General features: G+C 66.7%; 24 protein-coding genes and 1 tRNA gene. 10 read left to right on the forward strand and 15 right to left on the reverse strand.

Translation table 11 applies throughout. The annotated features are described in order from the left end of the window. Positions 1–93: 93 nt before the first annotated feature. The 5 genes from panC (at position 94) to CA833_RS06085 (ending at position 4,763) form a co-directional block, all read left to right on the forward strand. Complete coding sequence (gene panC, locus CA833_RS06065; RefSeq protein WP_207079538.1) at positions 94–951, forward strand: pantoate--beta-alanine ligase; 858 nt, start codon at positions 94–96, stop codon at positions 949–951. Between the two features lie 197 nt (positions 952–1,148). Next, positions 1,149–1,919, forward strand: coding sequence for a CsgG/HfaB family protein (locus tag CA833_RS06070; RefSeq protein WP_142636791.1), 771 nt, complete (start codon positions 1,149–1,151; stop codon positions 1,917–1,919). A gap of 155 nt (positions 1,920–2,074) precedes the next feature. Continuing rightward, the gene (locus CA833_RS06075) at positions 2,075–2,764 is read left to right on the forward strand and encodes a response regulator transcription factor (RefSeq protein ID WP_207079539.1); all 690 of its coding nucleotides are present in this window, start codon (positions 2,075–2,077) and stop codon (positions 2,762–2,764) included. A gap of 4 nt (positions 2,765–2,768) precedes the next feature. Next, complete coding sequence (locus CA833_RS06080) at positions 2,769–4,139, forward strand: sensor histidine kinase KdpD (RefSeq protein WP_207079540.1); 1,371 nt, start codon at positions 2,769–2,771, stop codon at positions 4,137–4,139. A 3-nt stretch (positions 4,140–4,142) separates the two neighbouring features. Further along, complete coding sequence (locus CA833_RS06085) at positions 4,143–4,763, forward strand: hypothetical protein (protein ID WP_242526293.1); 621 nt, start codon at positions 4,143–4,145, stop codon at positions 4,761–4,763. Positions 4,764–4,917: 154 nt separating this feature from the next. Here CA833_RS06085 and cydX read toward each other — a convergent pair whose 3' ends face one another. From cydX to CA833_RS06100, 3 genes are read right to left on the reverse strand one after another with little or no spacing between them, the layout of a single operon-like run. Further along, positions 4,918–5,034, reverse strand: coding sequence for a cytochrome bd-I oxidase subunit CydX (gene cydX / locus CA833_RS06090; protein ID WP_142636787.1), 117 nt, complete (start codon positions 5,032–5,034; stop codon positions 4,918–4,920). 10 nt (positions 5,035–5,044) lie between these two features. Further along, positions 5,045–6,193 (reverse strand): cytochrome d ubiquinol oxidase subunit II, encoded by a 1,149-nt coding sequence (cydB, locus tag CA833_RS06095; protein ID WP_142636784.1) that lies wholly within the window; start codon positions 6,191–6,193, stop codon positions 5,045–5,047. Positions 6,194–6,206: 13 nt separating this feature from the next. Continuing rightward, positions 6,207–7,793 carry a cytochrome ubiquinol oxidase subunit I gene (locus CA833_RS06100; RefSeq protein ID WP_142636782.1) on the reverse strand — a complete coding sequence of 529 codons (1,587 nt, stop codon included), beginning with the start codon at positions 7,791–7,793 and terminating at the stop codon, positions 6,207–6,209. 435 nt (positions 7,794–8,228) lie between these two features. Between CA833_RS06100 and CA833_RS06105 the strand changes: the two genes are divergently transcribed. Further along, entirely contained in the window at positions 8,229–9,473 is a 1,245-nt protein-coding gene (locus tag CA833_RS06105) for an ABC transporter ATP-binding protein/permease (RefSeq protein ID WP_242526294.1), read from the forward strand. Next, positions 9,470–11,065, forward strand: a complete 1,596-nt coding sequence (locus CA833_RS06110; protein ID WP_242526295.1) for an amino acid ABC transporter ATP-binding/permease protein — start codon at positions 9,470–9,472, stop codon at positions 11,063–11,065. The genes CA833_RS06105 and CA833_RS06110 overlap by 4 nt, the downstream gene beginning before the upstream one ends. A 31-nt stretch (positions 11,066–11,096) precedes the next feature. Here the strand turns inward: CA833_RS06110 and CA833_RS06115 are convergent, their stop codons facing one another. Further along, entirely contained in the window at positions 11,097–11,468 is a 372-nt protein-coding gene (locus CA833_RS06115; RefSeq protein ID WP_142636778.1) for a helix-turn-helix transcriptional regulator, read from the reverse strand. Positions 11,469–11,505: 37 nt separating this feature from the next. After that, a complete protein-coding gene (locus tag CA833_RS06120) occupies positions 11,506–12,099 on the reverse strand; it encodes a peroxiredoxin (protein ID WP_207079975.1) in 594 nt (197 codons plus the stop codon). A 357-nt stretch (positions 12,100–12,456) separates the two neighbouring features. Between CA833_RS06120 and CA833_RS06125 the strand changes: the two genes are divergently transcribed. Beyond that, positions 12,457–12,642: a hypothetical protein gene (locus CA833_RS06125; protein ID WP_207079542.1), complete on the forward strand. Its 186-nt coding sequence runs from the start codon at positions 12,457–12,459 to the stop codon at positions 12,640–12,642. 24 nt (positions 12,643–12,666) lie between these two features. Here CA833_RS06125 and CA833_RS06130 read toward each other — a convergent pair. From CA833_RS06130 to pepN, 7 genes are all read right to left on the reverse strand, one after another. Next, positions 12,667–12,740, reverse strand: a tRNA-Gly gene (locus tag CA833_RS06130). Between the two features lie 104 nt (positions 12,741–12,844). Then, positions 12,845–13,381: an adenine phosphoribosyltransferase gene (locus CA833_RS06135; protein ID WP_142636774.1), complete on the reverse strand. Its 537-nt coding sequence runs from the start codon at positions 13,379–13,381 to the stop codon at positions 12,845–12,847. A gap of 93 nt (positions 13,382–13,474) precedes the next feature. Then, positions 13,475–14,287, reverse strand: a complete 813-nt coding sequence (locus CA833_RS06140; protein ID WP_207079543.1) for a cytochrome c1 — start codon at positions 14,285–14,287, stop codon at positions 13,475–13,477. A 28-nt stretch (positions 14,288–14,315) separates the two neighbouring features. Then, a complete protein-coding gene (locus tag CA833_RS06145) occupies positions 14,316–15,608 on the reverse strand; it encodes a cytochrome b N-terminal domain-containing protein (RefSeq protein WP_142636770.1) in 1,293 nt (430 codons plus the stop codon). A 23-nt stretch (positions 15,609–15,631) separates the two neighbouring features. Further along, positions 15,632–16,165: a ubiquinol-cytochrome c reductase iron-sulfur subunit gene (petA, locus tag CA833_RS06150; protein ID WP_207079544.1), complete on the reverse strand. Its 534-nt coding sequence runs from the start codon at positions 16,163–16,165 to the stop codon at positions 15,632–15,634. A gap of 337 nt (positions 16,166–16,502) precedes the next feature. Further along, positions 16,503–17,288: a peptidoglycan editing factor PgeF gene (pgeF, locus tag CA833_RS06155; protein ID WP_242526297.1), complete on the reverse strand. Its 786-nt coding sequence runs from the start codon at positions 17,286–17,288 to the stop codon at positions 16,503–16,505. Beyond that, on the reverse strand, positions 17,281–19,914 hold the full coding sequence (gene pepN / locus CA833_RS06160; RefSeq protein ID WP_207079546.1) for an aminopeptidase N: 2,634 nt from the start codon (positions 19,912–19,914) through the stop codon (positions 17,281–17,283). Before pepN ends, pgeF begins: the two co-directional genes overlap by 8 nt. A gap of 84 nt (positions 19,915–19,998) precedes the next feature. Here pepN and CA833_RS06165 point away from each other — a divergent pair, with 84 nt between their 5' ends. Next, the gene (locus tag CA833_RS06165; RefSeq protein ID WP_207079547.1) at positions 19,999–20,847 is read left to right on the forward strand and encodes an SDR family NAD(P)-dependent oxidoreductase; all 849 of its coding nucleotides are present in this window, start codon (positions 19,999–20,001) and stop codon (positions 20,845–20,847) included. On the opposite strand, the gene CA833_RS06170 is transcribed toward CA833_RS06165, so the two are convergent. After that, positions 20,757–21,674, reverse strand: a complete 918-nt coding sequence (locus tag CA833_RS06170; protein WP_207079548.1) for a DMT family transporter — start codon at positions 21,672–21,674, stop codon at positions 20,757–20,759. The two genes, CA833_RS06165 and CA833_RS06170, sit on opposite strands and share 91 nt — an antisense overlap. After that, a complete protein-coding gene (locus CA833_RS06175) occupies positions 21,671–22,666 on the reverse strand; it encodes a low specificity L-threonine aldolase (protein WP_207079549.1) in 996 nt (331 codons plus the stop codon). The genes CA833_RS06170 and CA833_RS06175 overlap by 4 nt, the downstream gene beginning before the upstream one ends. 62 nt (positions 22,667–22,728) lie before the next feature. On the opposite strand from CA833_RS06175, the gene CA833_RS06180 reads away from it, so the two are divergent. Next, positions 22,729–23,019 (forward strand): GNAT family N-acetyltransferase, encoded by a 291-nt coding sequence (locus CA833_RS06180; RefSeq protein ID WP_207079550.1) that lies wholly within the window; start codon positions 22,729–22,731, stop codon positions 23,017–23,019. Between the two features lie 150 nt (positions 23,020–23,169). Here CA833_RS06180 and CA833_RS06185 read toward each other — a convergent pair whose 3' ends face one another. Then, positions 23,170–26,766 (reverse strand): hydantoinase B/oxoprolinase family protein, encoded by a 3,597-nt coding sequence (locus CA833_RS06185; RefSeq protein ID WP_207079551.1) that lies wholly within the window; start codon positions 26,764–26,766, stop codon positions 23,170–23,172. Positions 26,767–26,781: the final 15 nt, after the last annotated feature.

The following is a 26,781-nucleotide window of genomic DNA, read 5'->3' on the forward strand; positions in this document are numbered from 1 at the left end:
GGAAGCGGATATCAATTGCCGCCCGGGGCACGCCGGCGCTAAGGGCGGGCGCGAGAACCGGTCAAGTCCATTCTAACGGAGCAGCCACCCCCAATGCAAACCGTCCACAGCCTTGATCCACTGCGGCGTGCCGTCGCGACCTTGCGAGAGACCGGGACCGTGGCGCTGGTGCCGACCATGGGCGCGCTTCATGAAGGCCATTTGACGCTGGTGCGCGAGGCCCGCAAGCACGCCGATCACGTGGTCGTCTCGATCTTCGTGAACCCGCTGCAGTTCGGCGCCAACGAGGATCTCGACGCCTATCCGCGCCAGCTGGAGCGCGACAGCGCCCTGCTGGAACCCGAAGGCGTGGCGCTGATCTGGGCGCCCACCGTGGAGGCAATGTACCCGCAGGGCTTTGCCACCAACATCTCGGTGACGGGTGTGTCCGAAGGCCTGTGCGGCGCCGCCCGCCCCGGCCATTTCGACGGCGTTGCCACGGTCGTGTGCAAGCTGTTCCACCAGGTGCTGCCCGACGTCGCCCTGTTCGGCGACAAGGACTGGCAGCAGCTCGCGGTGATCCGCCGCATGGCACGTGACCTCGACCTGACCCAGCCGCATGCCGGTGCCATCATCGGCGTCGAGACCGTGCGCGAGACGGACGGCCTCGCCCGGTCCTCGCGCAATGCCTACCTCACCGCCGAGCAGCGCGCCGCCGCAGTCACCCTGCCCACCGCGATGAAGGCCGCCATCGCCGCCATCGAAAGCGACACCCGCGTTGCCGATGCGCTCGCGGACCTCGAAAAGGCCCTGCTTTCCGGTGGGTTCGCCTCGCTCGACTATGCCGAGCTGCGCGACGCGGACGATCTCGCCCTGCTCGATGCCCGCTCCGACCGGCCGATGCGGCTGCTGGTTGCCGCCCGGATCGGCAAGGCCCGCCTGATCGACAACATGGCGGTCGCCCCGCGCTGATGCTCCCTTCGGTGCATGGACACCGGCCTCAAGGATCGAATCTGACAGAATTAGTCATTTGCCCACAATCGATTCCATCTTAAGGTCTGGCGCCGACACTATTCCAGTGAAACGGCCAAATACCGGCCGTGTACCGGCCGGAGACCAGATCGCCGCAGCGGCAATTGCCCGAGCGGCGTAACGGAGGGACCAGAACGATGAAAACGTTCGCATGCGCGCTCGCCGCGCTTGCCATCGTGGCAAGTGCTCCTGCAGCTTTTGCGGAAGACCGGTCATCGGCCCGCAAGGCCCAGGACAATGGCACCCGGCAGATTCCCGTCTGCCGCAAAAATCTCGGCACCGTCGCCATCATCGAGCCTGACAACCAGTGGTGGCGCGAGTTCAACCTCGGCAGTCCCGAGGCGATCCTGCGCGTCTTCGTGCAGCAGTCGCGCTGCTTCACCCTCGTCAATCGCGGCCGCTCGCTCCAGAACAGCGCGATGGAACGCGCGCTGGCCGAACAAGGCGAGCTGCAGGGCGGCTCCAACATCGGCAAGGGCCAGATCAAGGCAGCGGACTACTTCCTCCAGCCGGACATCGTCTCGACCAACAACAATTCCGGCGGCGGCGGCATCGGCGGCGTGCTGGGCGGGGTGGGCGGTCTGTTCGGCCACGGCGTCGGCGCGATCGCCGGCGGACTCAACATCAAGAAGGGCGAGGCCAACGTCACCCTCTCGATCGTCAATTCGCGCACCACGGTCGAGGAGGCGCTGACAGAGGGCTATGCCCGCAAGTCCGACGTCAGCTTCGGCGCGGGCGGCGGCGGCTTCTTCGGGGGCACCTTCGGCGGCGTCGGCGGGGGTGGCTACCAGAACACCCAGATCGGCCAGATCATCGTGCTCGCCTACCTCGATGCCTATACCAAGCTGGTCAGCCAGCTCGGCGGGCTTCCCGAAAACGCCTCGGCAGCAGCCCCACCAGCGAAGTAACATCCTGAAATTTCGTGCTATAACAGGCATTGTCAGCGGAAATCCCATCCGCCAATGGCTATCTGATCGGGGGCCCGGCCCATGCCGGGGCCCCGTCATCACGGGGCTCAGGTTTTGACAGGCAATTCGGCATCACAGGCACGGCGCACGGGATCATGAGCGCCGCACGCATCCTCTACATCGAAGACGATGCCCGCGCCGCCCGGCAGGTGCGCGAAGTCGTCGAAACAGCAGGCCTGGCACTGACCTGGGCGGCCAATGGGCAGGACGGGCTCAAGCTCGCCGGGGTGGAGCGTTTCGACGTCATCATCCTCGACCGCATGCTGCCCGATCTGGAGGGACTGACGATCCTCGAACGCCTGCGCGAATCGGGGGTCGGCACGCCGGTGCTGATGCTCTCCGCGCTTGGGCGCAGCTCCGACCGCGCCGAAGGGCTCGATGGCGGTGCCGACGACTATCTGGCCAAGCCCTTCGAGGCCGAGGAACTGCTCGCCCGCCTGCGCGCGCTGCACCGGCGGGCCTCGGGCCGCACGCATAGCGCGGTGATCCTCTACGGCGCCTTCGAATGCCATGTGAAGGCCCGCACCGCCTTTCGCGAGAACCGCCACCTTGCGCTCAGCCCCAAGGAATTCGAGCTGTTCCGCTACTTCATGGAAAATGCCGGTGAAGTCCTGACCCGCGAGATGCTGCTGCGCGACGTGTGGAAGATGAACTTCGACCCGCAGACCAACGTGGTGGACGTCAACATCGGCCGTCTGCGCCGCAAACTGGAGGAAGGCTTCGACGGGCCTGCCCTCGAAACCATCTGGGGCTCGGGCTATCGCCTGCTCGACGGCCGCCGATAAGCGCGTGCCGCACCAGTCCACCTCGCCGCCGACCCGCTTCCACCGCTCGATCTTCGCGCGGACCGTGCTCTGGGCAATCATCATTGCCGCCGCCATCACCGCCTGTCTCTGGCTGCTGACCGACGCGACCATCCGCAATACCAACCAGATCGCGCTGGAACGTGCGGTCGACCTCGATCTTGCCGGCATGGTCGATATCCACGCCAGCGGCGGACGCGAGGAACTGGCGCGGCGGATCGCCGATCGCCTCGCCCTGCAACCGCGCGACGGCCAGCTGGCGCATTACCTGCTGGCCGACACGGCAGGTCGGCGCCTGGCGGGCGACCTGCGCCAGTGGCCCGGGCTTCATGCCGGGGTTTCGGAATCGGGTCCGATTGCCCTTCCCGGTGGCGGCAGCGCCTTTGCGCGTGCCACCCAGCTTGGCCCGGACCTCAGGCTGCTGGTAGCCCACGAGGACCACGACATCCACGCGCTGCGCCGGCAAGTGGCGCTGGTCTACGTGACCGGCGGCCTGCTGGCGACGCTGGCGGTGGCGCTGATCGGGATGACCGCCGCGCACCGGCTGCGCACGCGGATCGAGCGCATCAATGCCGCCTTCCGCCATCCCGACGACGAAGCGCTGGCCCGGCTTGAAAAGGGCTCGCTCGACCGTGACGAGATCGACGAACTGACCCGCCATTCCAGCGAAGCACTGGCCCGGCTGGGCCGCCTCGCGGGCGCCCAGCGCGAGACGACCGATCAGCTTGCCCACGAGATGCGCACCCCGCTGATGCATCTCGACAACCGGCTGGTAAAGGCACTGGCCGCCGCACCGGAGGCGGAAACCGCGGCGCGGATCGCCGATGCCAGGCAGGAGATCCGCCACATCGTGCGCATGCTCGAATCGCTGCTGGACATTGCCGCCAGCCAGGCCCGCCGCGGCGACCGCCACGGCCTTGCCCCCGTCGATCTCAGTGCCCTCGCGCTCCGGCTCGGCGAACTCTACGCGGACAGCGCGGAGGAATCGGGCCACACCCTGAAACTGGCGATCGCCCCCGACGTCATGATCGAGGGGGAGGAAATGCAGATCACCCGCCTCATCACCAACCTGCTCGACAATGCCTTCAAGTTCGTACCGGTCGGCGGCACCGTCGAACTTCGGCTCGCGCCCGGCCCCAGCCTGACGGTCTGCGACGACGGTCCCGGTGTACCCCTGGCCGATCGCGAAAAGATATTTGACAAATTCGCCCGCGGCAGCGAGCCCGGAACGCAGGACGGCGCGGGCCTCGGGCTGGCGCTGTGCCGGGCGATTGCCGAGCGCCACCAGCTTGAAATCACCCTCCTGCCCTCCACGCGCGGCGCCTGCTTCAAGGTAGCCCCGCAAGCCAGGCGATAGCCCGTGAGCAAGACCGGTTACCTGCGTTTCTGCCTGCCTGTTGGCGATTGTCTGGCCGTCAGCCTGATGGGCAGACTGGTGGGCAGCCTGATGGGCAGCGTTGCCGCCATGACGTCACTAGCGCCCAGCGCCTATGCCGCCGCCCCCACTAGCGGACAGCGCGTGGCGGAGGCACTGGCCCAGGCGCAGGCCGCCCGCGACGGCGGCGACAGCGAGACCCTGGCCCGCGCGCTCGGCGTGATCGATCGGTCCGGCGCCCATCCGCTGGATGGCTGGACCGGCGCCGACCCCGTGCCCGAATGGCGCAGCACCGTCGCCCCCGCCGGTTCGCCGCTGCGCGGCAGCCCGCTCGGCCCCGGCTACCGGCTCGGCAAAGTCCCGGCCGGCCAGAGCGATAGTTTCGAACAGGTGTTCCTCTCCGGCCGTAAGGCCAGCGTCTCGGTCGCCACGCAAGGCGGCAAGCCCGTCAGCCTGCGCGTGACCGACGGCGACAAGCGTATCGTCTGCCAGTCCGGCAAGGACGGTCCGGCCTGCAACTGGGTGCCGCTGTTCACCCAGCGCTACCGGATCGAGGTCCACAACGGCGGCCAGTATCTGGCGAACTACTACCTCGTGGTCGATTGACGGGGGAAGCCGGGAGCGTAGCCACATTTTTCGGCACGTTTTCCGGACTCATCTGGCGCTTGCGGCATCGCCCCGGACCTGGTGCATGGATGGGCTGGCGCGCCGATAGGAAAACGGCGGCACTCCCTGGTGGAGCGCCGCCGCTGTCATGACGTCAGTCGAGGACCGTCTTCTCTTCGGCCGGATCGGTGTGGAACTCGTGCCACACCCCGTTGATGATACCGAAGCCGACCGCCAGGCCGACGCCAAGGATCCAGGAAAAGTACCACATAGTCGGTTCCTCAATAGAAGTCGGGATTCATGCCCACTTCACGCTCGGTCACGCGGCCGAACATGACCTTGTAGGCCCAGGCCGTGTAGGTCAGCACCAGCGGCAGGAAGATCACCGTCACCAGCAGCATGATGAACAGAGTCGTGTGGCTGGACGAGGCGTTCCACACCAGCAGGCTGGAGCGCGCATCGATCGAACTGGGCAGGATGAAGGGGAACATCGACAGGCCGACCGAGGCGATGATGCCCAGGTTCGCCAGCGAGGAGCCCGCAAAGACCAGCGTGTCCTTGCGCCCGCGAATGCCCGCCAGTGCCACCAGCGGCCCGGCCAGGCCCAGCGCCGGGGCCAGGATCATCCAGGGATGGGCGGCGTAATTGGCCAGCCATGCTCCGGCAACGTGGGCGCTTTCGGCAAAGCGCGGGTTCGACGGCCCTTGCGGATCGACGGCGCCGACCAACTGGTAGCCAAGATCGCCCATCGCCAGCCAGACGCCGCCAAGGGCGTAGAGCACAAAGGCCACCAGCGCCGCGACCTGGCCATAACGCTGCGCACGGTCACGCGCCGGCCCCTGCTCGAGCTTGAGCGTCAGCCAGCCGGCACCGTGCAGCACGATCATCGCCACCGACACCACGCCGCAGAGCAGCGCGAAGGGCGTGAACAGGCCCAGCAGCGTGCCTTCGTAGAAGCTGCGCATGTCGCTATCGAGCCGGAAGGGTACGCCCAGCAGCACGTTGCCGACCGCCACACCGAACACGAGCGAAGGCAGGAAACCGCCGACAAACAGCGCCCAGTCCCAGCGCGAACGCCAGGCCGGATCGGGCTTCTTCGAACGGTACTTGAAGCCCACGGGCCGCAGGATGAAGGCCGCCAGCACCAGGAACATCGCGATGTAGAAGCCCGAGAAGCTGACGGCATAGACGTAAGGCCATGCCGCGAAGATCGCGCCGCCACCCAGGATGAACCAGACCTGGTTGCCTTCCCAGGTCGGACCGATGGCATTGATCACCATGCGGCGCTCGGCATCGCTGCGGCCGACGAAGGGCAGGAGCGAAGCCGAGCCCAGGTCGAAACCGTCGGTGAGGGCGAAGCCGATGAGCAGCACGCCCATCAGCAGCCACCAGATCACCCGCATCGTTTCATAGTCGAAGGGAATGGACATTCTTGCCTCCTGCTTACTCGGCCGGGATGGCAGTGAAGGTGCTGGCAGGTGCGCGTTCGCGAACCGGCGCGCCTTCATGGCCCTCGTAGACTTCCGGACCCTTGCGGATCGTCGCCAGCATCAGCTTCACCTCGATCACCGCCATGGTGCCATAGAGCAGCGTGAACCCGATGATGGTGGTCCAGATCTGCGGCACGGTCAGGCTCGATGCGGCCAGGAACGTCGGCAGCACCCCGTCCACCGCCCAGGGCTGACGCCCGAGTTCGGCAACCAGCCAGCCCACTTCGATCGCGATCCACGGCAGCGGCATGACCAGCACCGCGGCGCGCAGGAACCACCTGGCGTTGAACCGGCGGCGCACCGAGAAGGCGAAAGCGGTGGCGAAGAAGGCGATGAAGAAGAAGCCCAGCCCCGCCATCACGCGGAACATCCAGAACAGCGCGGGCACGTTGGGAACCGTGGTCCAGGCTGCCTTGGTGATGGTCGCCTCGTCGGCCAGGCGCGGATCGGCGACAAAGCGCTTGAGCAGCAGGGCGTAACCGAGATCGTCCTTGTTGCGCTCCCATGCTTCGCGCGCGGCAAGGTCGTTACGGTTGACCTTGAGCTTCTCGACCGCGTCATAGGCAACGATACCGGTGCGCATGCGCTGTTCGGCGCGCTCGACCAGCGGGATGATGCCGGTCACTTCGCCCGACAGACTGCGCGTGGCGATCAGGCCGAGAACATAGGGGACCTGGATCTCGTAAGCGGTCTCGTGCTTCTCGTTCGACGGCAAGCCGACCAGCGTGAGCCCGGCAGGAGCCTTTTCGGTCTCCCACATGGCCTCCATCGCCGCCATCTTCATCTTCTGGTTGTCGGAAACGGCATAACCGCTTTCGTCACCCAGCACGACGACCGAGAGCGAGGAGGCAAGGCCGAAGGCCGCCGCCACCGTGAAGCTGCGCTTGGCAAGCTCCAGATGACGTCCACGCAGCAGGTAATAGGCCGAGACACCCAGCACAAAGAGGCTGGCGCAGACATAGCCTGCGCTCACGGTATGCACGAACTTCGCCTGCGCGACCGGATTGAAGATCACGTCCTTGAAGTTCGAGACTTCCATGCGCATCGTCTCGGGGTTGAACACCGCACCCGCAGGATGCTGCATCCAGCCGTTGGCGACGAGAATCCAGAGCGCCGACAGATTCGAGCCGAGCGCAACCATGAAGGTCGTCAGCAAGTGGCCGCGCTTGGAAAGCCGGTCCCAGCCGAAGAACATCAGGCCCACGAAAGTCGCCTCGAGGAAGAAGGCCATCAGGCCCTCGATCGCCAGCGGAGCGCCGAAGATGTCGCCGACGTAGTGCGAGTAGTAGGCCCAGTTGGTGCCGAACTCGAACTCCATGGTGAGGCCGGTGGCCACGCCGAGGACAAAATTGATGCCGAAAAGCTTGCCCCAGAAACGGGTCACGTCCCGCCAGATGGGACGGTCCGTAATCACATAAACACTTTCCATAATTACGAGAATGAAGGAAAGCCCGAGGGTCAAGGGTACAAAGAGAAAATGGTACAGCGCCGTGAGGGCGAACTGTAGCCGGGACAATTCAACAACTGCCATGTCGATCATGTCGAATCCCGCCTTTTTAGCGGCCCGAGAGGGAGAGAGAGGTTGCCTCGGGCAGGTTGGTTTCGTAGGGTCGCGTTAGGCCCGCCCAAGAGGGCTGTCAAACGATACTTACATGGTTTCTTTAATTTGATCTATGTCAAATTGGCTGTACCCTGGCTGCTTGATATTGCCGGGGCCGCCGTCCTCTCCTGGGGTCTCGCCAGCGGCGTTGGACACGTCGCGACGCAGGCCCCGCTGCTCGCACCGGCCGCGCTCATCCTGGGAGGGGCGTGCCTGCGCGCCATTTCCGCCTTCGCTCTTGACCGCCACGCCGTGGCTGCCGCGCAGGCAAACAGCCGCGAGCGCCGTCGCGGCTTGTGGACTTCCCTCCTTGGATCGCGCCTTTCAAAGCCGCTAAGCATCGGAGAAAGCGCCACACTTGCCTTGGACCATACCATGGCGATCGAGAATCGCGACGTCCGTTTTTCGCCTGTGCGGCTCAATGCCGTGATCGGCCCGCTGGTGGTGGCGGCGATCGTCGCCCCCGCAAGCTGGGTCGCCGCGCTGATCATGCTGGCAACGCTGCTGCCCTTCGTGCTGGGCTCGATCCTTGCCGGCACCGCCGCGCGCCGGGCGTCCGAGCGGCAACTGGCAGCCCTCGCCGCACTGTCCGGCCTGTTTGTCGACCGTCTCACGCATCTCCCGCTGATCCGCCATTTCGGCGCCGAAGCCCGCATCTCGCGCCAGGTCCGCGATGCCACCCACGAAGTTGCGGACCGCACGGTTTCCGTCCTGCGCGCCGCCTTCCTCTCCAACGCCGTGCTGGAGTTCTTCTCCGCGCTCTCGATCGCGCTGGTGGCGGTCTATTGCGGTTTCTCGCTGCTCGGCCTGCTGCCGTTCCGCGCGCCGGAAACGCTGACGCTGGTGCCCGCCTTTTTTGTTCTGGCCATGGCCCCGGAATTCTACCTGCCGATGCGCCGCCTCGCCGCCGCCTATCACGAGAAGCAGCTGGGCGAGGCCGCCGAAACGGCGCTCGAGCCGCTGCGCGATGCCTTGCCGGCCAGCCCCCTTCCGGGCAACGCCCCCGCCCCTTTCAGCGGCCTGCGCGTCGCGGACCTGACATTGGCCTTCCCCGGCATCAGCGTCGGCCCCCTCGATTTCAGCCTGTCCCGTCACGACCTTGTCGCGCTGACCGGCCCCACCGGCAGCGGCAAGACCAGCACGCTGGCCGCCATCGCCGGACAGGTCGCCCCCAACTCCGGGCAGATATGCGACCGGGTCGGTGCCCCGCTGGTCAGCAGCCAGATCGCCTGGGCCGCCCAGCGGCCGCTGCTGCTGACGGGAACGCTGGGCGAAAACCTGGCGCTGGCGGCCCCCGATGCCCCCCGCGAGGAGATCCTCGCGGTGGCCGAACGTGTCGGCCTCGGCGCCATGCTGGCCCGGCGCGGCGGCCTCGACATGGCGATCGACCATAACGGCTCAGGTCTCTCTGGCGGCGAGCGGCGCCGCATCGGCCTCGCCCGCGCGATCCTCTCGGACCGTCCACTGCTGCTCTGCGACGAGCCCACCGCCGACCTCGACACCGCCTCCGCCGCCGCCATCGTCGCCCTGCTGAGCGACCTGTCACGTCGCCGCTGCATCCTCGTGGCCACCCATGACCCCGCCATGACCGCCGCCGCCCGGCAGGAGATCGCGCTGTGAACGCCTCCGTTTCCGCCTCGTCCGAAAATCCTCTCGCCATTGCCGGCCTGCCCCGCCGGCGGCTGCTCTTCGCCAGCCTCTGCGCCGGATTTGCGACCGTGGCGGCGATCGGCCTCCTGGGGGTTTCGGGGTGGTTCCTGACCGGAGCAGCCCTGGCCGGGTCGGCAGGCACCCTCGCCGTGGCCGCCTTCAACTACCTGATCCCGAGCGCCCTCATTCGCCTGATGGCGATCGTGCGCACGCTGGCCCGTTATGGAGAACGGCTGCTCTCGCACAAGGTCGCCCTCGAAAGCATGGCGGACCTGCGCGGATCGCTGTTCGACAAACTGGCCGCACAAGACAGCCGCAAGGCTGCCGATGCTTCTCCTGGCGAGGCCGCCTCCCGCCTCATCGACGATGTCGCCGCGCTGGAAGACCTCGTCATCCGTGAGCCGGCGCGCCACGCGGCGCTTGTGTCGGCGGCCGTGGGACTCGTCGCGGCAAGCCTTGCCGGTCTTCCCGCCCTGCTGTTCCTCCTGGCCGCGCTAGGCCTGCTGCCGCTGCTGTTCGGCCGCATCTCGGCAGCACTCACCCGGGCACCGGCACAACAGGCCGCCGAAGCGCTTGGCGACTTGCGCAGCCGATACATCGAGCTTGCCGCCTCGCGCGCCGAAATCACCGCTTACGGGCTCGCGGAAAGAGCGTTCGGAGAGCTGGAGCCGCTGGCCCGCAAGCTCGATCGCGCCCGCAGCGCGCTGTTTCGCGCCGAAGCGCTGCAAGGCGGGCTTATGACACTCTACGGCGCCCTCGCGATGGCAGGTCTCCTGCTGCTCGCAACAGCGCCTGCCCCGATTGTCGCACTGGCCATGCTGGCAACCGCCGCCGCGGTCGAGGCCATGGGAGGTTTTGCCCGCAGCCTGCTGCGCCGCGCCTCGCTCCACGCCGGACTGAACCGGATTGCCGCGATCAACGCGCTCGACCCGGTGCTGGCTCCGCAGGAATCGGCACCGCCCGCGATGCTAGGCATCGGCCATCACGACTTTCCCGCACGCTCGCGAATCGCCCTCACGGGCCCTTCCGGCTCGGGCAAGACCCGGGTGCTGCTGGCCCTGGCAGGAATGCGCGCGTCAACCGTACCGCTGAGCGTGGACGGCACCCCGGTCGACCAGTGCGCGGCGCGCCGCCTTTCCGCCCAGTTCGCGCTGGCGCCGCAGGATGCGCCGCTACTGATCGGCACGATCGCCGACAACCTGCGACTGGCCCGCCCCGGCGTGAGCGAGGCGGAAATGTGGGCCGCGCTCGATGTGGCCCAGCTCAAGGACCGCGTCGCACGCAGCGAACACGGCCTTGCCACCCCCATCGGCGAGGCAGGCGGAATCCTGTCAGGCGGCGAACGCAAACGCCTGTCGCTCGCGCGCGCGCTGCTGGCAAATCGCCCCTGGCTGCTGCTGGACGAACCGACCGAAGGGCTTGACGGACAGACGGAAGCGGCGCTGGTAACGGCCCTGTCCTCTTGGCTGGCACAGTCGGAAACGGGCCTTGTCCTCGTTTCGCACCGCCCTGCACCGCTTGTCCTGTGTGATTCGCGGATCGAGGTTCGCGCACTCTGCTAGGCGGCGTGGGACGGGTGGTCCGCCGTCTGGATCACCTCAGGACCCGCGCAAAGCCTGCCGCGCCGCCCCTCACGGTGACCGCCGTCTCGCCTGCCACCGCCGAGTCGCCACCGGCTGGAAGCGCCGGACCGGCGCCTCCCAGCCGCCCTCCGAGATAGTGCGCGAGTGCCTGCATGCGCTCACCATCGACGCGGTAGAACACCTGCTTGCCGGTCCGCTGGGTCACCACCAGCTCCGCCTTCCGCAGCACGGCCAGCTGCTGCGAAAGGCCCGGCTGGCCAATGCCCGTGACCTCCTCGATCTCCCCAACCGACAGTTCCGCTTCGCATACTGCATCCAGAATCTGCAAACGCAGCGGATGGGCAAGCGCCCTCAGCAATTCGGCGATGTGTTCGAGCGCCATTCTCTCCCCGCCTGGCGGTACGCCTTGCGCCCCCATGTCAGCGGCCCTTGTCTTGAGGGGCGTAGAACCAGGTTGCGGGCCCTGCGCTGGCCAGCGCTGCTTCCGCCGTCTCGGCGGGAACCGGCCACAAGGCGTCTCCCGGCTGCCAGTCCGCCGGCGCCAGCCCCGCGCCCTCACCCACGCCTTGCAGCGCGGTCAGCAGCCGCAGCATTTCCGGGATCGAACGCCCGACCGTCAGCGGATAGCTGTTGAGCGCCTGCAGCACCCCGTCCGGATCGATGAAATAGGTCATCCGCACCGTCGCGGAATCATGCGCGCCCGCCCCGACCATGCCGAACCCCCGGGCGATCTCCATCGTCGGATCCTCGATGATGGGGAAATTGATCGCCACTCCCGTCGTGTCTCGCATGAGGCGAATCCAGGCGAGATGCGAATAGAGGCTATCGACAGAAAGCCCGGCCAGTCGACAGCCCAGCGCCTCGAATCGCGGCGCCGCACGCGCAAGCGCCAGCACTTCGCTGGTGCAGACAGGGGTGAAGTCGGCGGGGTGGGAAAACAGGATCAGCCACTCCCCGCGATAGGCATCAAGATCGAAGGGCCCTTGCGTGCTGCGTGCCACGAAACGCGGCATCCTTTCACCGATACGCAGCGGCTGCAAAAGCGGCTCCTGACTGTCCAAGGCGATCCTCCACACGATTTACGGAACGAACGCTTACAGGATTATGCTCAATCGGAAAACGACACTTCGTGCATTCGCACGGAATTCCGCCCAGGCGCTGGAATTCATCCCGTCACTATGCCCAGTTTCGTAAATGAAAGCCGCACCAAAACATATTATCGCCTCAAGGCCGACTGAAACTGCGAGGCGCTTTCGCCATGGTCGCGGGACGGAGACACTTTTACACAAAGTGATGCGGACCGAACATAGCCCTGCGACAGCTGCCCCTCACAAGGAAAGACGTCGCCAGTTCGCAAAGGGCTTTTCCGGATGTTCCGCCTGTTCCAGACCGCCGCCGCCATCGCCGCATCCTCTTCGCTGGCTTACGGCATTGCCCCCGGACTGGAGCGCAAGGACACACTCCCGCAGCCCGGCCAGCCAATCGTGGTCGGTGCGGACAAGCCGGTGTTCCTCGGGCGCATGGTGATCACTGCCGCGGCCCTGCCGCCGGAGTAAAACCAGGATGTCGTAAAGGGCGGCTGGAGCGGGTAGCGGGAATCGAACCCGCATAGCCAGCTTGGAAGGCTGGAGCTTTACCACTAAGCTATACCCGCCCGCTCGGAACCTGCCGATGGGGCTTGCGCCGCCAGAGGCAGGCGCTTGCCACGAGAAGCGGCGGCTCGTCAACGCTTCTCTTGTGAAATTTCGTGAATGAGGGTCAGTGGCCCTCGAAGGCGAGCAGCCCATCGGCCGCGACACCCGCTCGCTTCAGCCGTTCGCCGCCGCCCAGTTCAAACAGATCGATGGCGAACAGCGCATGGTCAACCCGTGCGCCCGCCTTGCGCAGCAGTTCGACTGCCGCCAGCGCCGTGCCCCCGGTCGCCAGCAGATCGTCGACCAGGACGACATGCTGCCCCTCCGCCACCGCCTCGGGATCGACCTCCAGCGTGTCGGTACCGTATTCCAGTGCGTAATCGATGGCGAGCACCGGTACCGGCAGCTTGCCCGGCTTGCGCACCGAGACAAAGCCCAAGCCCAGGCGTGAGGCAATCGCGGCGCCGAAGATGAAGCCCCGCGCCTCGATCCCGGCGATGGCCTCGGCCCCGACGGCACGGGCCCGCTCGGCCATCAGTTCGACCGCAGCGGCAAAACCTGGTCCGTTGCCGACCAGCGTTGTCACGTCGCGGAACAGGATGCCGGGCTTGGGAAAGTCCGGAACGGTGCGGACGATCGCCTTGATCTCATCGAGTGTCATGGCCCCGGCCCCTACCCCCTATACGTGACAAACAAAAGGCCCCGCCGTCCCAAGGGGAGGCGGGGCCTTCGATTTGATGGCGCGGCCGGGCCGTCAGTGCTTCTTGCCGGCCCAGATGTTCCGGTAGGACATGTAGCCCAGCACGGTAGCGAAGAGCAGGAAACCCAGCACCGCCCAACCGGTCTGCCTGCGCTTCTCCAGTTTGGGTTCGGCGGTCCAGATCAGGAAGGCGGCCACATCGGTTGCCATCTGCTCCTTGGTCGCCTTGGTACCATCCGAATAGGTCACCTGGCCATCGGCGGTCAGCGGCGGCGGCATCGCGAGATTGAGGTTCGCGAAGTACGGGTTGTAGTGCAGGCCGTCCGGAGTCCTGGAATCCGGGAACTGCTTCAGAAGCTCGGCCGGCTGGTCGCGATAGCCGTTGAGCAGCGAGCGGACATATTGCGGACCTTCCTCGCGGGCCTTGGCGATCAGCGAGAGATCCGGCGGGCTGCCCTGGCCGCCATAGACCACCGGCGGGAAGTAATCGGTCGCCGTGCCTTCGCGCGTCGCCACTTCACCGGTCGCCGGGTTGTAGACCGGAACCTGGAAACCCTTGGCGATCGCCTTCACTTCCGCCTCGTTGTAGCCGAGCGCGGCAAGATCGCGGAAGGCAACGTGGCGCAGCGCGTGGCAGACCGAGCAGACTTCCTTGTAAACCTGGAAGCCGCGCTGGAGCTGCTGGCGATCGAACTTGCCGAAGGGCCCATCGCTGGCGAAATGGAATTCCTCGGGCTTGATGTGGAATTCATGCTCGGCGGTGGGCGCCGGCGGCTCGGTGGCCCAGGTGTAGAACCCCACACCGAAGGACCAGGCCAGAGCCACCGTGAAGAACAGCCCGACGAGGATCGAGAGAATGCGTGCCATGTCTTTCGTCTTTCGTTCCAGCTGTTGATCAGGCTTCCGGCGCGGCGGCGGGAGCGAGCTTGGCTTCTTCATCCGCGCCGAGAACGGCCTCGGTGATGGAGAAGGGCAGCGGATCCGGCTTCTCGATGGCCGAGACGATCGGGATGATGATCAGGAAGTGCGCGAAGTAGTAGAGCGCCGCAAGCTGGCTGATCATGACGTAGGGCTCCGCCGCCGGGGCGCCGCCGCACTTGAACAGCACCAGCATGTCCAGCACCAGGATCCAGAAGAACTTGCGGTAGAGCGGGCGGTAGGCCCCCGAACGCACCGGCGACTTGTCCAGCCAGGGCAGGAAGAACCACACGATGATCGCGCCGAACATCGCCAGCACGCCCATCAGCTTGGCCGGGATGAACAGGAAGTCCTGGGTGAAGGCGCGCAGGATCGCGTAGAATGGCCAGAAGTACCATTCGGGGACGATGTGTGCCGGCGTGCTCATCGGGTTGGCCGGAATGTAGTTGTCCGGGTGGCCGAGGTAGTTCGGGAAGAAGAACACCGCCGCGCAGAACAGGATCGCAAAAGCGCCGATCGCCCAGCCGTCCTTGGCGACGTAGTAGGGATAGAAGGGAACCGTGTCGCTCTTGCTCTTCACCTCGACGCCGGTCGGGTTCGACGAGCCGGGAATGTGCAGGGCCCAGATGTGCAGGATCACCACGCCCAGGATCACGAAGGGCAGCAGGAAGTGGAGCGAGAAGAAGCGGTTGAGCGCGGCGTTGTCCGGCGCGAAACCGCCGAGCAGCCACTGCTGGAGCGGCTCGCCGATGAAGGGAATGGCGCTGAACAGGCCGGTGATGACCTTGGCGCCCCAGAAGCTCATCTGGCCCCACGGCAGCACGTAGCCCATGAAAGCGGTGGCCATCATCAAGAGGAAGATCACCACGCCCAGGAGCCACACCATCTCGCGCGGGGCCTTGTACGAACCGTAGAAGAAGCCGCGGAAGATGTGGATGTAGATGACCACAAAGAAGGCCGAGGCGCCGTTGGCATGGGCATAGCGCATCAGCCAGCCCCAGTTCACGTCGCGCATGGTCTGCTCGATGGTGTCGAAGGCCACGGCGGTGTTGGCCGCATAGTGCATGGCCATGACGACACCGGTGACGATCTGCAGCACGAGGCAAAGCCCCGCAAGGAAACCGAAGTTCCAGAAATAGTTGAGGTTGCGTGGGACCTCGTAGCCGCCACCGACCGCGTTGTAGACGAGGCGGGGGATGGGAAGCTTTTCATCCATCCACTGCATGAAGGGGTGGCTTGGCGTGTACTGCTTGGCCCAGGGAAAGCTCATTTTCGTTATCCTCTCGCTTCGCCTCAGCCGATCTTGACGACCGTGTCAGTGGAGAATTCGTATGCCGGAACCTCGAGGTTCTTGGGCGCGGGGCCCTTACGGATACGGGCGGCGGTATCGTAGGAAGAGCCGTGGCAGGGGCAGAAGTAGCCGCCGAATTCGCCGCGCGGCTCCCCCTCCCCGGCGCCCAGCGGCACACAGCCCAGATGGGTGCAGACCCCCATGGTGATCAGCCAGTTCTCCTTGCCTTCCTTGGTCCGCTCTTCCAGCGTTTGCGGATCGCGCAGGCTGGAGACGTCGACCTTGTTGGCTTCCTCGATCTCGCGAGGGGTGAGGTTGCGCACGAAGACCGGCTGCTTGCGAAAGATCGCCTTGATCGCCTGTCCCGGCTGGATCGAGGAAATGTCGACTTCCGTGGAGCTTGCGGCAAGCACGTCTGCCGAAGCGGACATCTGGCTGACGAGCGGAACGACCACCCCGACGCCTGCAACTCCCGCCGCGCTTACTGCGGCGATATTGATGAAATCGCGCCGGCGCACGCCGTCTGCCTCAGCCATGTTTGCCCTTGCCCTACGTTATTGACTTGTTCTTATCGACAACCCGCCCCGGCATAATCCGGAAAACGAGCCCAGATCCTGACCACATTCTGTTTTCTAGTCTGGTATCCCCCGCAGAGGGTCTGGATATCCGGACACATCGCTGTGCCTGCCCCGGATCGAATACCGACCTAATTGGGCTGATATACACGAAAATCCAGCAAGCCAATCGCCTTTTTGGCACGACGATGGCACGAACCGGGCCCGCCGATCGGCACTGCGGCGAGCAGGCGCGAAAATCCGGCGACTCGGGGAACGCACCGCAACCTCGCGCAGGCGGCATCGATCCCCGGGGCGATCAGGCCGCAGCGATCAGCGAGAACTGCCGCCCGTAGCTCGCTTCATGGCGGTGCGTCGCGCGGCGAAACGAATAGAATCGCTCCGGCTGCGCATAAGTATCGAGGCCAAGACACTCGACCCCGGAGATTCCGGCTGCGCGCAGACGCGCGGCGACATAGGCCTCGAGATCGAACTGCCAGTGCCCGGCCCGCCCTTCGGCAAAAAAGGCATCGTTGCGGGCGGCCTCAGACAGGAAACGCGCGCGAAACCCATCGTCCACCTCATAGGAAACCGCAGCGATACAGGGGCCGACAGCGGCCACGATGCGTGACGGTTCCGCGCCAAGCGCCACCATCGCCGCAATCGTCCGGTCCGTCACCCCCGCGACCGCTCCTTTCCAGCCGGCGTGGGCGGCACCGACCACGCCCGCCTCGCGGTCGGCCAGCAGGACCGGTGCGCAGTCCGCCGTCAGCACCCCCAGCACCACGCCGGGACGGTCGGTGACGAGGGCATCGGCATGCGGCCGCTCGGCATCGCTCCAGGGATCTGCCTCCACCACCACGCAATCGGGCGAATGGACCTGGTAGAGGCTCGCCAGCCGCCCGCCCGGCAGTACCGCTTCGACCGCACGGCGGCGGTTCTCGGCAATCGCCTCCGGATCGTCACCCGAGCCGAGGCCGACGTTGAGCCCGGAAACCTCCCCAAGGCTCACCCCGCCGCGGCGGCCGAGGAAACCGTGCGGCAGACCTTCGAGCAGCCCGGCGCGATGGACTTCGACGGATTGGAACGGGGCGGGCTCAGCCAAGGCTCTTGCCCACCTGTTCGCGCACATCGCGCGAGAGTTCGCCCTGCGCCATGATCTCTTCCAGTTCGGCGCGCATCATCGCCGCGCGCACCGGTTCGATCCGGCGCCAGCGGCCGAGATGCGGAACGAACCGCGCAGTCGTCTGCGGGTTGAGCGGGTCGAGGCGGCGGATCAGGTCACCGATCAGGCGGTAGCCCTCGCCGCTCACATCATGGAAACCCTTGGGATTGAGCGCCAGCGACATGAACAGAGCCCGCACCCGGTTGGGGTTGGACAGCGTGAAATCGGGATGCCCGGCCAAGGCCTTCACATGGTCCAGGACCTGCGGGTGGAAGCAGCTTGCCTGAAGCTGGAACCACTTGTCGATCACCAGGGCATTGCCCTGATAACGCTGGTGGAAGTCGGCGAGGGCCTCGTCCCGCTCGGGACCCTCGAGGTTGCACAGGACGGTGAGCGCAGACTGGCGGTCGGTCATGTTGTCGGCCGCGCGGTACTGGGCGATGGCGCGGGCCGCGCCCTCGGCGGCATCCCCCGAGGCGATCAGGATCAGCGCCTGCGCCTTGGCCTTGCGGGCCCCGCGTGCTGCCGCATCGCGGCCATAGGATACTGCCGAAACGCGGTCGTGCAGCGCCTTGAGTTCGCTTGCCAGTTCGCCGCCCAGCCAGTGCTTGAGCGCCTCGCGCTCCTCGTGGATCGCGTAAGGATCGGCCACCAGCACCTGCTCGGACAGGTAGGCGACGGTCGGCAGCATCATCAGTTCGCCGCGCATCAGGTCGTCGAGCGCCTCGTCGGCGATGATCGCGGCAAAGGCCTTGCCGATGGCCGCGCGCCCGGCGGCCCGGTCGGCATCCGCCAGCCCGCCGCCCACGGCCGCGACAAGGTGCTGGACGACCAGGCTCTGCATGGCCTCGTAGCGGGCAAAGGGATCGTCATCGCGCGCGGCGAGGAACACCAGATCCTCGGCATCGCGTTCGAACTCGATGGCGACAGGGGCCGAGAAGCCGCGGTTGATCGACAGCACCGGCAGGCGCGCGAAACCTTCGAACGTGAAGCTGTCCTCGGCCTTGTCGAGCACGATCAGCCGCTCGCCCGCATGGGTGCCGGTATCGCGGTCATAGAGCGCGATGCGCAGCGGGATCGGCATTGGCTGCTTGTCCGGCTGCCCCGGCGTGGCGGGGACGGTCTGCGCCAGGGTCAGCGTCGCCACATCGCCCTCGTGGGTGAGCGAGACCGCGACTTGCGGTGTGCCGGCCTGCGAATACCACAGGCGGAACTGCGTAAGGTCCAGCCCGGCGCCCTGCTCGATCGCCTTGACGAAGTCCTCGCACGTCGCCGCCTCGCCGTCGTGGCGGTCGAAGTAGAGGTCGGTGCCCTGCCGGAACCGTTCGGTGCCTGCCATCGTCCGCATCATGCGGATCACCTCGGCGCCCTTGTTGTAGACGGTCGCCGTGTAGAAATTGCTGATTTCCTGATAGGAATCCGGGCGGATCGGATGGGCGAGCGGGCCCGAATCCTCGGGGAACTGGCCGCCCCGCAGGGTGCGCACATCCTCGATCCGCTTGACCGGCTCGCTGCCCATGTCGGCACTGAACAGCTGGTCGCGCAGGACCGTGAAGCCCTCCTTCAGCGAAAGCTGGAACCAGTCGCGGCAGGTCACGCGGTTGCCCGACCAGTTGTGGAAGTATTCGTGGCCGATCACGCTCTCGATCCCGTCGTAATCGGCATCGGTGGCGGTTTCCGGCTCGGCGAGGACGTAGCGGGTGTTGAAGACGTTGAGGCCCTTGTTCTCCATCGCCCCCATGTTGAAGTCCGACACGGCAACGACATTGAACAGGTCAAGGTCGTATTCGCGCCCGAAGGCCTCTTCATCCCACTTCATCGAGGCGATCAGCGAATCCATCGCATGCTGCGTGCGCTGCTCGTCGCCCGCGCGGACCCAGATGTTGAGATCGACCTTGCGGCCGGACTGCGTGATGAACTGCGCATGGTTGGCCACCAGGTCGCCCGCCACCAGCGCGAAAAGATAGCTCGGCTTGGGCCAGGGATCGTGCCATTCCGCCCAGTGCGTGCCGTCGGCATTCTCGCCCGTGGCGGTGCAGTTGCCGTTGGAAAGCAGGATCGGGAACTGCGCCTTGTCGCCCGCCATGTGCACCGAATAGGTCGAGAGCACGTCGGGGCGATCGGGGAAAAAGGTGATGCGGCGGAAACCCTCGGCCTCGCACTGGGTGCAGAGCATGCCGTTCGACGCATAGAGGCCCATGAGCTGGCTGTTGCCCGCCGGGTTCATTGCCGTTTCGACTTCGACCTCGTGCGCCTCGCCCGAAAGCGCCACCAGCAGGTCGGGACCGTCGAGCCGCCAGTCGTTCACCGCCTCGCCGTCGACCCGCACGGCAAGCGGGGCGATCTGGTCGCCGTTGAGGCGCAGAGTCGAACTGCCCTCGCCGGCCGGATTACGCGTTACCGAGAGCTTCGCAGTCACATGCGTGGCATCGATGCCCAGCCGGAAGTCCAGCGCGATCTGCGGCACCAGCCATTCGGGCGGCCGGTAATCCTCGCGGCGGATCACGGGCGGTGCCGTGATGGCGGGAGCAGCTTCGGGGTGGGCGGCGTTGCTGGCGATGTCCATAAGCATCGAGTTAAGCCCCCCGCCTTGCGATTGCCAGCCGTGCCGCTACGAATCCGCGGCGATTTTTGAGAGAAAGCAAAAGCGATGCCGCCCCGCCTGTTCATCTTCGGCCTTGGCTATACCGCCTCTGTGGTGGCCGCGCGGCTGTCCCGCATGGGCTGGGAAGTGATCTCCACCGGCCGCGACGGCACACTTTCCTTCGAGGACGAGGGCAATGTGCGGCTCGCGCTGGCCGATGCCGATCATGTGCTCTCCTCGGTCCCTCCGGGAAGCGAAGGGCGCGGCGAACCGCTCGATCCGGTGCTGGAGCGTTATGGCGACGCGCTGAAGGGCAAGGCGCTGTCCTACCTGTCCTCCACCGGCGTCTATGGTGATGCCGGCGGCGCCTGGGTGGACGAGAGCGCCCCCATCGGCACAGGCCGCCGTACCGCGCGGGCGCAGGCGGACCACGAATGGTTCTCGCTGGGTGCGCGGGTCTACCGGCTACCCGGGATCTACGGCCCGGGCCGCTCCATGCTCGACCGCGTGCGCGAGGGCCGGGCGCATCGCATCGACCTGCCCGGGCAGGTGTTCAGCCGCGTGCACGTGTCGGACATCGCCTCGGGCGTGATCGCGGGGCTTCAGGGCCCCGCAGGAGCCTACAACCTCGCCGACGACCTGCCCTGCGCCCAGAACCGGGTGGTGGAGGAAGCCTGCCGCCTCACCGGCGCGCCGCTGCCCCCTTTGCAGACGCTGGAAGAAGCCGCGCTCTCCCCGATGGCGCGGGCGTTCTATGCGGAGAACCGCCGCGTCGCCAATGGCAAGGCGCGGCGGGTACTCGGCTGGAAACCGCGCTTTGCGACTTACCGCGAAGGGCTGCGCGACATCAGCGCCACCACCAGCCCCACCGTTGCCAGCCCGGCTCCGGCAATTGCCAGCGGCGACCAGCGGTAGCCCTCGAACAGCGTCGAGATGAACATGGCGATCACGATCACCGCCACGCCGTTGTAGGCCGCCTTGCCCGCCCCAAGCTGGCGGATCAGCGTGTAGTAGAGCGGGAACGTCACCACCGAGCCGAGAATGGCGAGATAGGCCGTGCCCATCCAGTAGCGCGCATCGTGCGGGATCACCGGCGGGCCGGCGAAGACGAGCGCCAGAAGCACGTCGCAGATCGTGCCGTAGAGCATCGCCCAGGACAGCAGGCTTACCATCGGCAGCGCCCTGCCGGTATCGTTCGCCTGAATCACGTTCGAGACCGAGGCGCACATCATCGCGATCAGCGCAAAGACGGTGCCCAGCACCACCTTGCCGCCCAGCGGCGCCTCATGCGCCTCGTGCAGCAGCAGCAGCGCGAGCCCCCCAATGGCGATCAGACTGCCGACGGCGAAGCGCAAGGTGATCGGCTGCTTCAGCAACACCCGCGCGAGAATTGCGTTGGGCACCAGCAGCAGCCCGATCATGACCGCGACGATGCCCGAAGTCAGGTGCATCTCCGCCCGGTAGACAAAGTTGTAATTGCCGCAGAACTGCGTGAGACCGACCGCGAAAGCCAGCAATTGCCCGGCCTTGCCCAGCTTCAGGCTCTTGCGCATGGCAATCGCCACAAGGAACATCGCCGGCGTCGCCAGTGCAAAGCGCCACGCCACCGACCAGCTGGCCGGCACCGTGCCGATCTGCCCGGTGATGACGAACCACGTCGATCCCCAGATCAGCGCCACCAACAGGAACGGCAGCGCCACCGCCGGCTTGAGGAAGCTCGGCGCGGTATCGGCACCGCTCACAGCGCGGCAATCGCGCGGGCGAGTGCACAGACGTGCTCTTCGCGGGCATCCCAAGCGGTCACGAGCCGGGCCGCATCATCACCCCAGTCGTAGAACTCGAAGCCCTGCGCCCGCAGCGCCGCACGTTCGGCCGCGGTGGAAGTGAGGAAAATCTCGTTCGCCTCGACCGGGTGCAGCAGGCGCGTGCCAGCGGCGGCGGCGATCTCGGAAGCGGCAGCATTGGCGGCGCGCGCATTGCCTAGCCAGAGGTCGCCTTCCAGCATCGCCAGAATCTGCGCGGCGAGATAACGCCCCTTCGATTGCAGATGCCCAGCGCGCTTGCGGCGGAAGCGGACCTTGTCGGCCATCGCCGGGTCGAAGAAAACGATGGCCTCGGCGCTCATCGCCCCGTTCTTGACCATGCCGAAGCTCAGCGCATCGACGCCCAGCGCCGCATCCGCCGCGCTGCCGCCGAGGAACGCCACGGCATTGCCGAAGCGCGCGCCGTCCATATGCAGACCGAGCCCCTTGCCCTTCACGAAGGCGGAGAGCGCGGCCAATTCCTCGGGCCGATAGACGCAGCCATATTCGCTGGCCTGCGTAGTCGAGACGGCATGCGGCTGCACCTGATGCACGCCGTCGCGGATCGGGTCGATCACGCGGGCAATCGCCTCGGGCGTGATCTTCGCGCTCTCACCATCGGCCAGCAGCAGCTTGGCGCCGTGAAGATAGAAGCCGGGCGCGCCGCCTTCGTCCATCTCGATATGCGCCTCCCGGTGGCAGATCACCGCGCCATGCGGCTCGACCATGGCCGAAAGCGCCAGACAGTTCGCCGCCGTGCCCGTCGCCACCCAGAGCGCCGCGCAGTCATGCCCGAACAGCGCGGAAAAGCGCGCGTCCAGCGCCTTGCTGAGACCGTCGCCATCGTAAGGCGAATCAGGCTCGTCGGCAGCCTTCATGGCATCCCAGACCCTCGGGTGGACCCGTGCGGCGTTGTCGGAAAGGAACTTCATGGCCATATGCCCTAGAGCGGACACACTTGCCGTCAAGCAGACCTTTTCAGGAGCCCTCACATATGGTCGGCGTGACTATCACTGCGCATGAAAACGGAAATTCCGGCGAGTATGTCGCCCACGTCGCCGACAGCGATGCCACCGGGCGCCTTGTATGGGCGCAACGCGACGGCATTCGCTATGCCGAGCATACGCTGGTGCCGCCCGCGATCGGCGGACGCGGCGTGGCCGCGCGGCTGGTCGAGGCGATGGTGGCCGACGCACGGGAGAACCACTTCAGGATCGGCCCTTCGTGCAGCTATGTCGCCGCCGCGTTCAAACGGCACCCCGAGTGGGCGGATGTGAAGGCCTGAGGCGCGTCAACGCTACCGTTCCCCGCCAAAGTCCCGTCGCCCCCGCGAAGGCGGGGGCCCCGCTTTCCCTGTGCGCGGCCTGAAAGAACAAGCGGGATCCCCGCCTTCGCGGGGATGACGAGGTAGGGGTGGGGAGAGTGGGGCCCGGATTTACTGCCCTCGCCCAAATCCCCCGCCGCCCGGCGTCTCGATCACAAACACATCCCCCGGCCCCAACTGCGCCGTGGCAGTCGCGCCCAGTTCCTCGACCGAGCCGTCGGCCCGCTCGATCCGGTTCCGTCCCGGCTCGCCATCCGCACCGCCCGAAAGGCCGAAAGGCGAAGTCTTGCGCCGCTGCGAGAGGATGCCCGCCTGCATCGGCTCCAGAAAGCGCACACGCCGGGTGGCGCCATCGCCGCCCTTGTGCGCGCCCGAACCGCCCGAGCCGCGCCGGATCGAGAACTCCTCCAGCAGCACCGGATAATTGGTTTCCAGCACTTCGGGATCGGTGAGGCGGCTGTTGGTCATATGGGTCTGCACCACCGGCGTGCCGTCAAAATCCGGCCCCGCGCCGGAACCGCCCGAGATCGTCTCGTAATACTGATAGCGGGCATTGCCGAAGGTGAAGTTGTTCATCGTCCCCTGCGAAGCGGCCATGGCGCCCAACGCGCCGAACAGCGCATCGGTAATCGCCTGACTCGTCTCGACATTGCCCGCAACCACAGCGGCCGGAGCCTTGGGATAGAGCATCGAGCCTTCCGGCACGCGCAAGGTGATCGGCCGCAGGCACCCCTCGTTCATCGGCACCGCATCGTCGATCAGCGTACGCACGACATAGAGCACGGCCGCGCGCACGACCGGCAGCGGAGCGTTGAAATTGTCGGGAAGCTGGGCGCTGGTGCCCGCGAAGTCGATGGTCGCTCCGCGTGCGGCGCGGTCGATGGTGACCGAAACCGCGATCTCGGCGCCATTATCCATCGGCACGCGGAAATGGCCTTCCTGAAGCCGCTCGATCAGCGCGCGAACGGCCTGTTCGGCATGGGCCTGCGCGTGGGCCATGTAGGCGTCCACCACCTCGCGCCCCTGCTCGCGCGCGACGCGCCGCAGCTCGGAGGCGCCGCGCTGGCAGGCGGCAAGCTGGGCGCGCAAGTCGGCAAGGTTCTGCTCGATGGCCCGCGAGGGGTGTGGGCCGGAGGCCAGCAGATCGCGCAGCGGCGCTTCCTGCAGCGTACCGCGATCGACCAGCAGCACGTTGTCGATCAGCACGCCTTCCTCATCGAGAGAGCGCGAACCCGGCGGCATCGAGCCGGGGCTGATCCCGCCGATGTCGGCATGGTGCCCACGCGCGGCGACGAACCACGCCGGAACCGTCTCGCCCTCGATAAAGACGGGCATGACCACGGTAATATCAGGCAGGTGCGTACCGCCATCGTAAGGCGCGTTCAAAACGTAGGCATCTCCGGACAGGATACCGCGTCCATCCTTCGCATCGCCGCGCCGCTGGAGGATCGTGCGCACACTCTCGCCCATCGAGCCCAGATGCACCGGCATATGCGGCGCATTGGCGACGAGATTGCCCTCACGGTCGAACAGCGCGCAGGAGAAATCCAGCCGCTCGCGAATGTTCACCGAACTGGCCGAGTGCTGGAGCGCGGCGCCCATTTCCTCGGCAATCGCCATGAACAGCGCGCCCATGATTTCGAGGCGCACCGGATCGCATTCGGTCGAAAGATCGGCCTGCACCTGCTGCGGCACATCGCGAGTAAGTATGAGATTGCCGACATGATCGACACGCACCCGCCAGCCGGGCTCGACGACGGTGGTGGAGACGTCATCCACCACCAGGAGCGGGCCATCGGCCTCGAATCCCTCGGCCAGTCCCTCGCGCAGATAGAGCGGCACGCGGTGGTGTGCGCCCTGCGTCCAGAGATCGACCTGTTCGGCCGCAGGCGAGGACTCTGCGGGAAGAACCAGCGTCGCGCCGCCACCCGAATGCCCCGCATGGACCGCCTCCACCCGCAGCGTTTCGCCGATGAGCTGCTCCCCCGCGCCGAAGCCGAAGCGCTGGTGCCAGCCGGCGCGGAAGGCCTCCCGCATGGCATCGAGCGGGCCGACCGGCACTTCGATGGCATTGTCGCTGCCCTTGGGACGCACGGCGAGGGCCGCCTCGATCGCGATTTCCTCCGGAGCGATGCCCTGCGCGGCCAGCGCCGCCCGTGCCTCATCGCCCAGCGCCGCAACGGCGCCATCGAGTGACGTCATGGCGTCACCCTCCAGCGGCAGCGCCAAAGTGCGCTGACGCAGCATCCGCCGGTCCGCAAGGCCCATGCCATAGGCAGACAGCACCGAGGCGAGCGGGTGGCACAGCACGCTGGTCACGCCCAGCGCATCGGCCACCTTGCACGCGTGCTGGCCGCCCGCGCCCCCGAACGTCACGAGCGCCGCGCGGGTCATGTCGTGACCGCGCCGCAGCGAGACGGTCTTGATCGCATTAGCCATGTTGGCGACGGCAATTTCGAGGAACCCTTCCGCCGCCTGCTCGCGCGTCAGTTCGCGCCCCGTAGCGGCGCGGACTTCGGCCAGGACTTCGTCCATCCGCGCCTCGGCCGCGGCAAGATCGAGCGGTTCGTTGCCTTCAGGGCCGAAGACATGCGGAAAATGTTCGGGACGCAGCTTGCCGAGCAGCAGGTTGCAGTCGGTCACCGCCAGCGGGCCGCCGCGCCGGTAGCAGGCCGGGCCGGGCACCGCGCCGGCGCTCTCCGGTCCGACGAGAAAGCGCGCGCCGTCGAAGCGGCAGATCGATCCGCCGCCCGCCGCCACCGTCTCGATCCGCATCATCGGCACGCGCACGCGGGCGCCAGCCACGCGCGTCTCGCTGTCGCGCTCATAGGCGCCGGCATAGTGCGATACGTCGGTAGAGGTGCCGCCCATGTCGAAGCCCAGCACGTGATCGAACCCGGCCTCCTTGGCAATGGCCGCCATGCCGACGATGCCACCCGCCGGGCCGGAGAGGATCGCGTCCTTGCCGGCAAAGGCGTCCCCCGTGGTCAGCCCGCCGCTCGACTGCATGTAGAGCGCGGAGACCTTGGGCCCCAGCCCCGCCTCCAGCCCGGCGACATAGCGGGCGAGCACCGGCGAGAGGTTGGCGTCCACCACCGTGGTGTCGCCGCGCGCGATCAACTTGATCAGCGGGGCGACTTCGTGACTCACCGAGACCTGGGTGAAACCGATCTCCCGCGCGAGATCGGCCAGCGCCGCCTCATGCGCCTTGTGGCGATAGCCGTGCATCAGCACCACGGCCACGGCGCGCAGACCCGCGTCGAAGTGGCGTTGCAGGCCCGCACGCGCGGCGTCCAGATCGAGCGGGCGGTGGACGGTACCATCGGCTCCGACGCGCTCGTCGATTTCCAGCACCGCAGAATTGAGCGGCTGCGGCAGGACGATATGGCGCGCGAAAATGTCGGGCCGCTCCTGCGTGCCGATCTTCAGCGCATCGCCAAAGCCGCGCGTGATCGCCAGCAGCACCGGCTCGCCCTTGCCTTCGAGCAGGGCATTGGTGGCAACGGTCGTGCCAAGGCGCAGTTCGGATTCGGGAAGCGCGCCCTTGCCGGTGCCGGTCAGCCGCCGCATCGCCTCGACGGCGGCATCGTCATAACGGCCGGGGTCTTCGGAGAGCAGCTTCAGCCGCTCGAACCGTCCATCGGGCGCGCGTGCCACGACGTCGGTAAAGGTGCCACCACGATCGACCCAGAATTGCCATGTGCTCATGGCCCCGCTTCATGA

The organism is Novosphingobium sp. KA1 (assembly GCF_017309955.1).
GTDB lineage: Bacteria > Pseudomonadota > Alphaproteobacteria > Sphingomonadales > Sphingomonadaceae > Novosphingobium.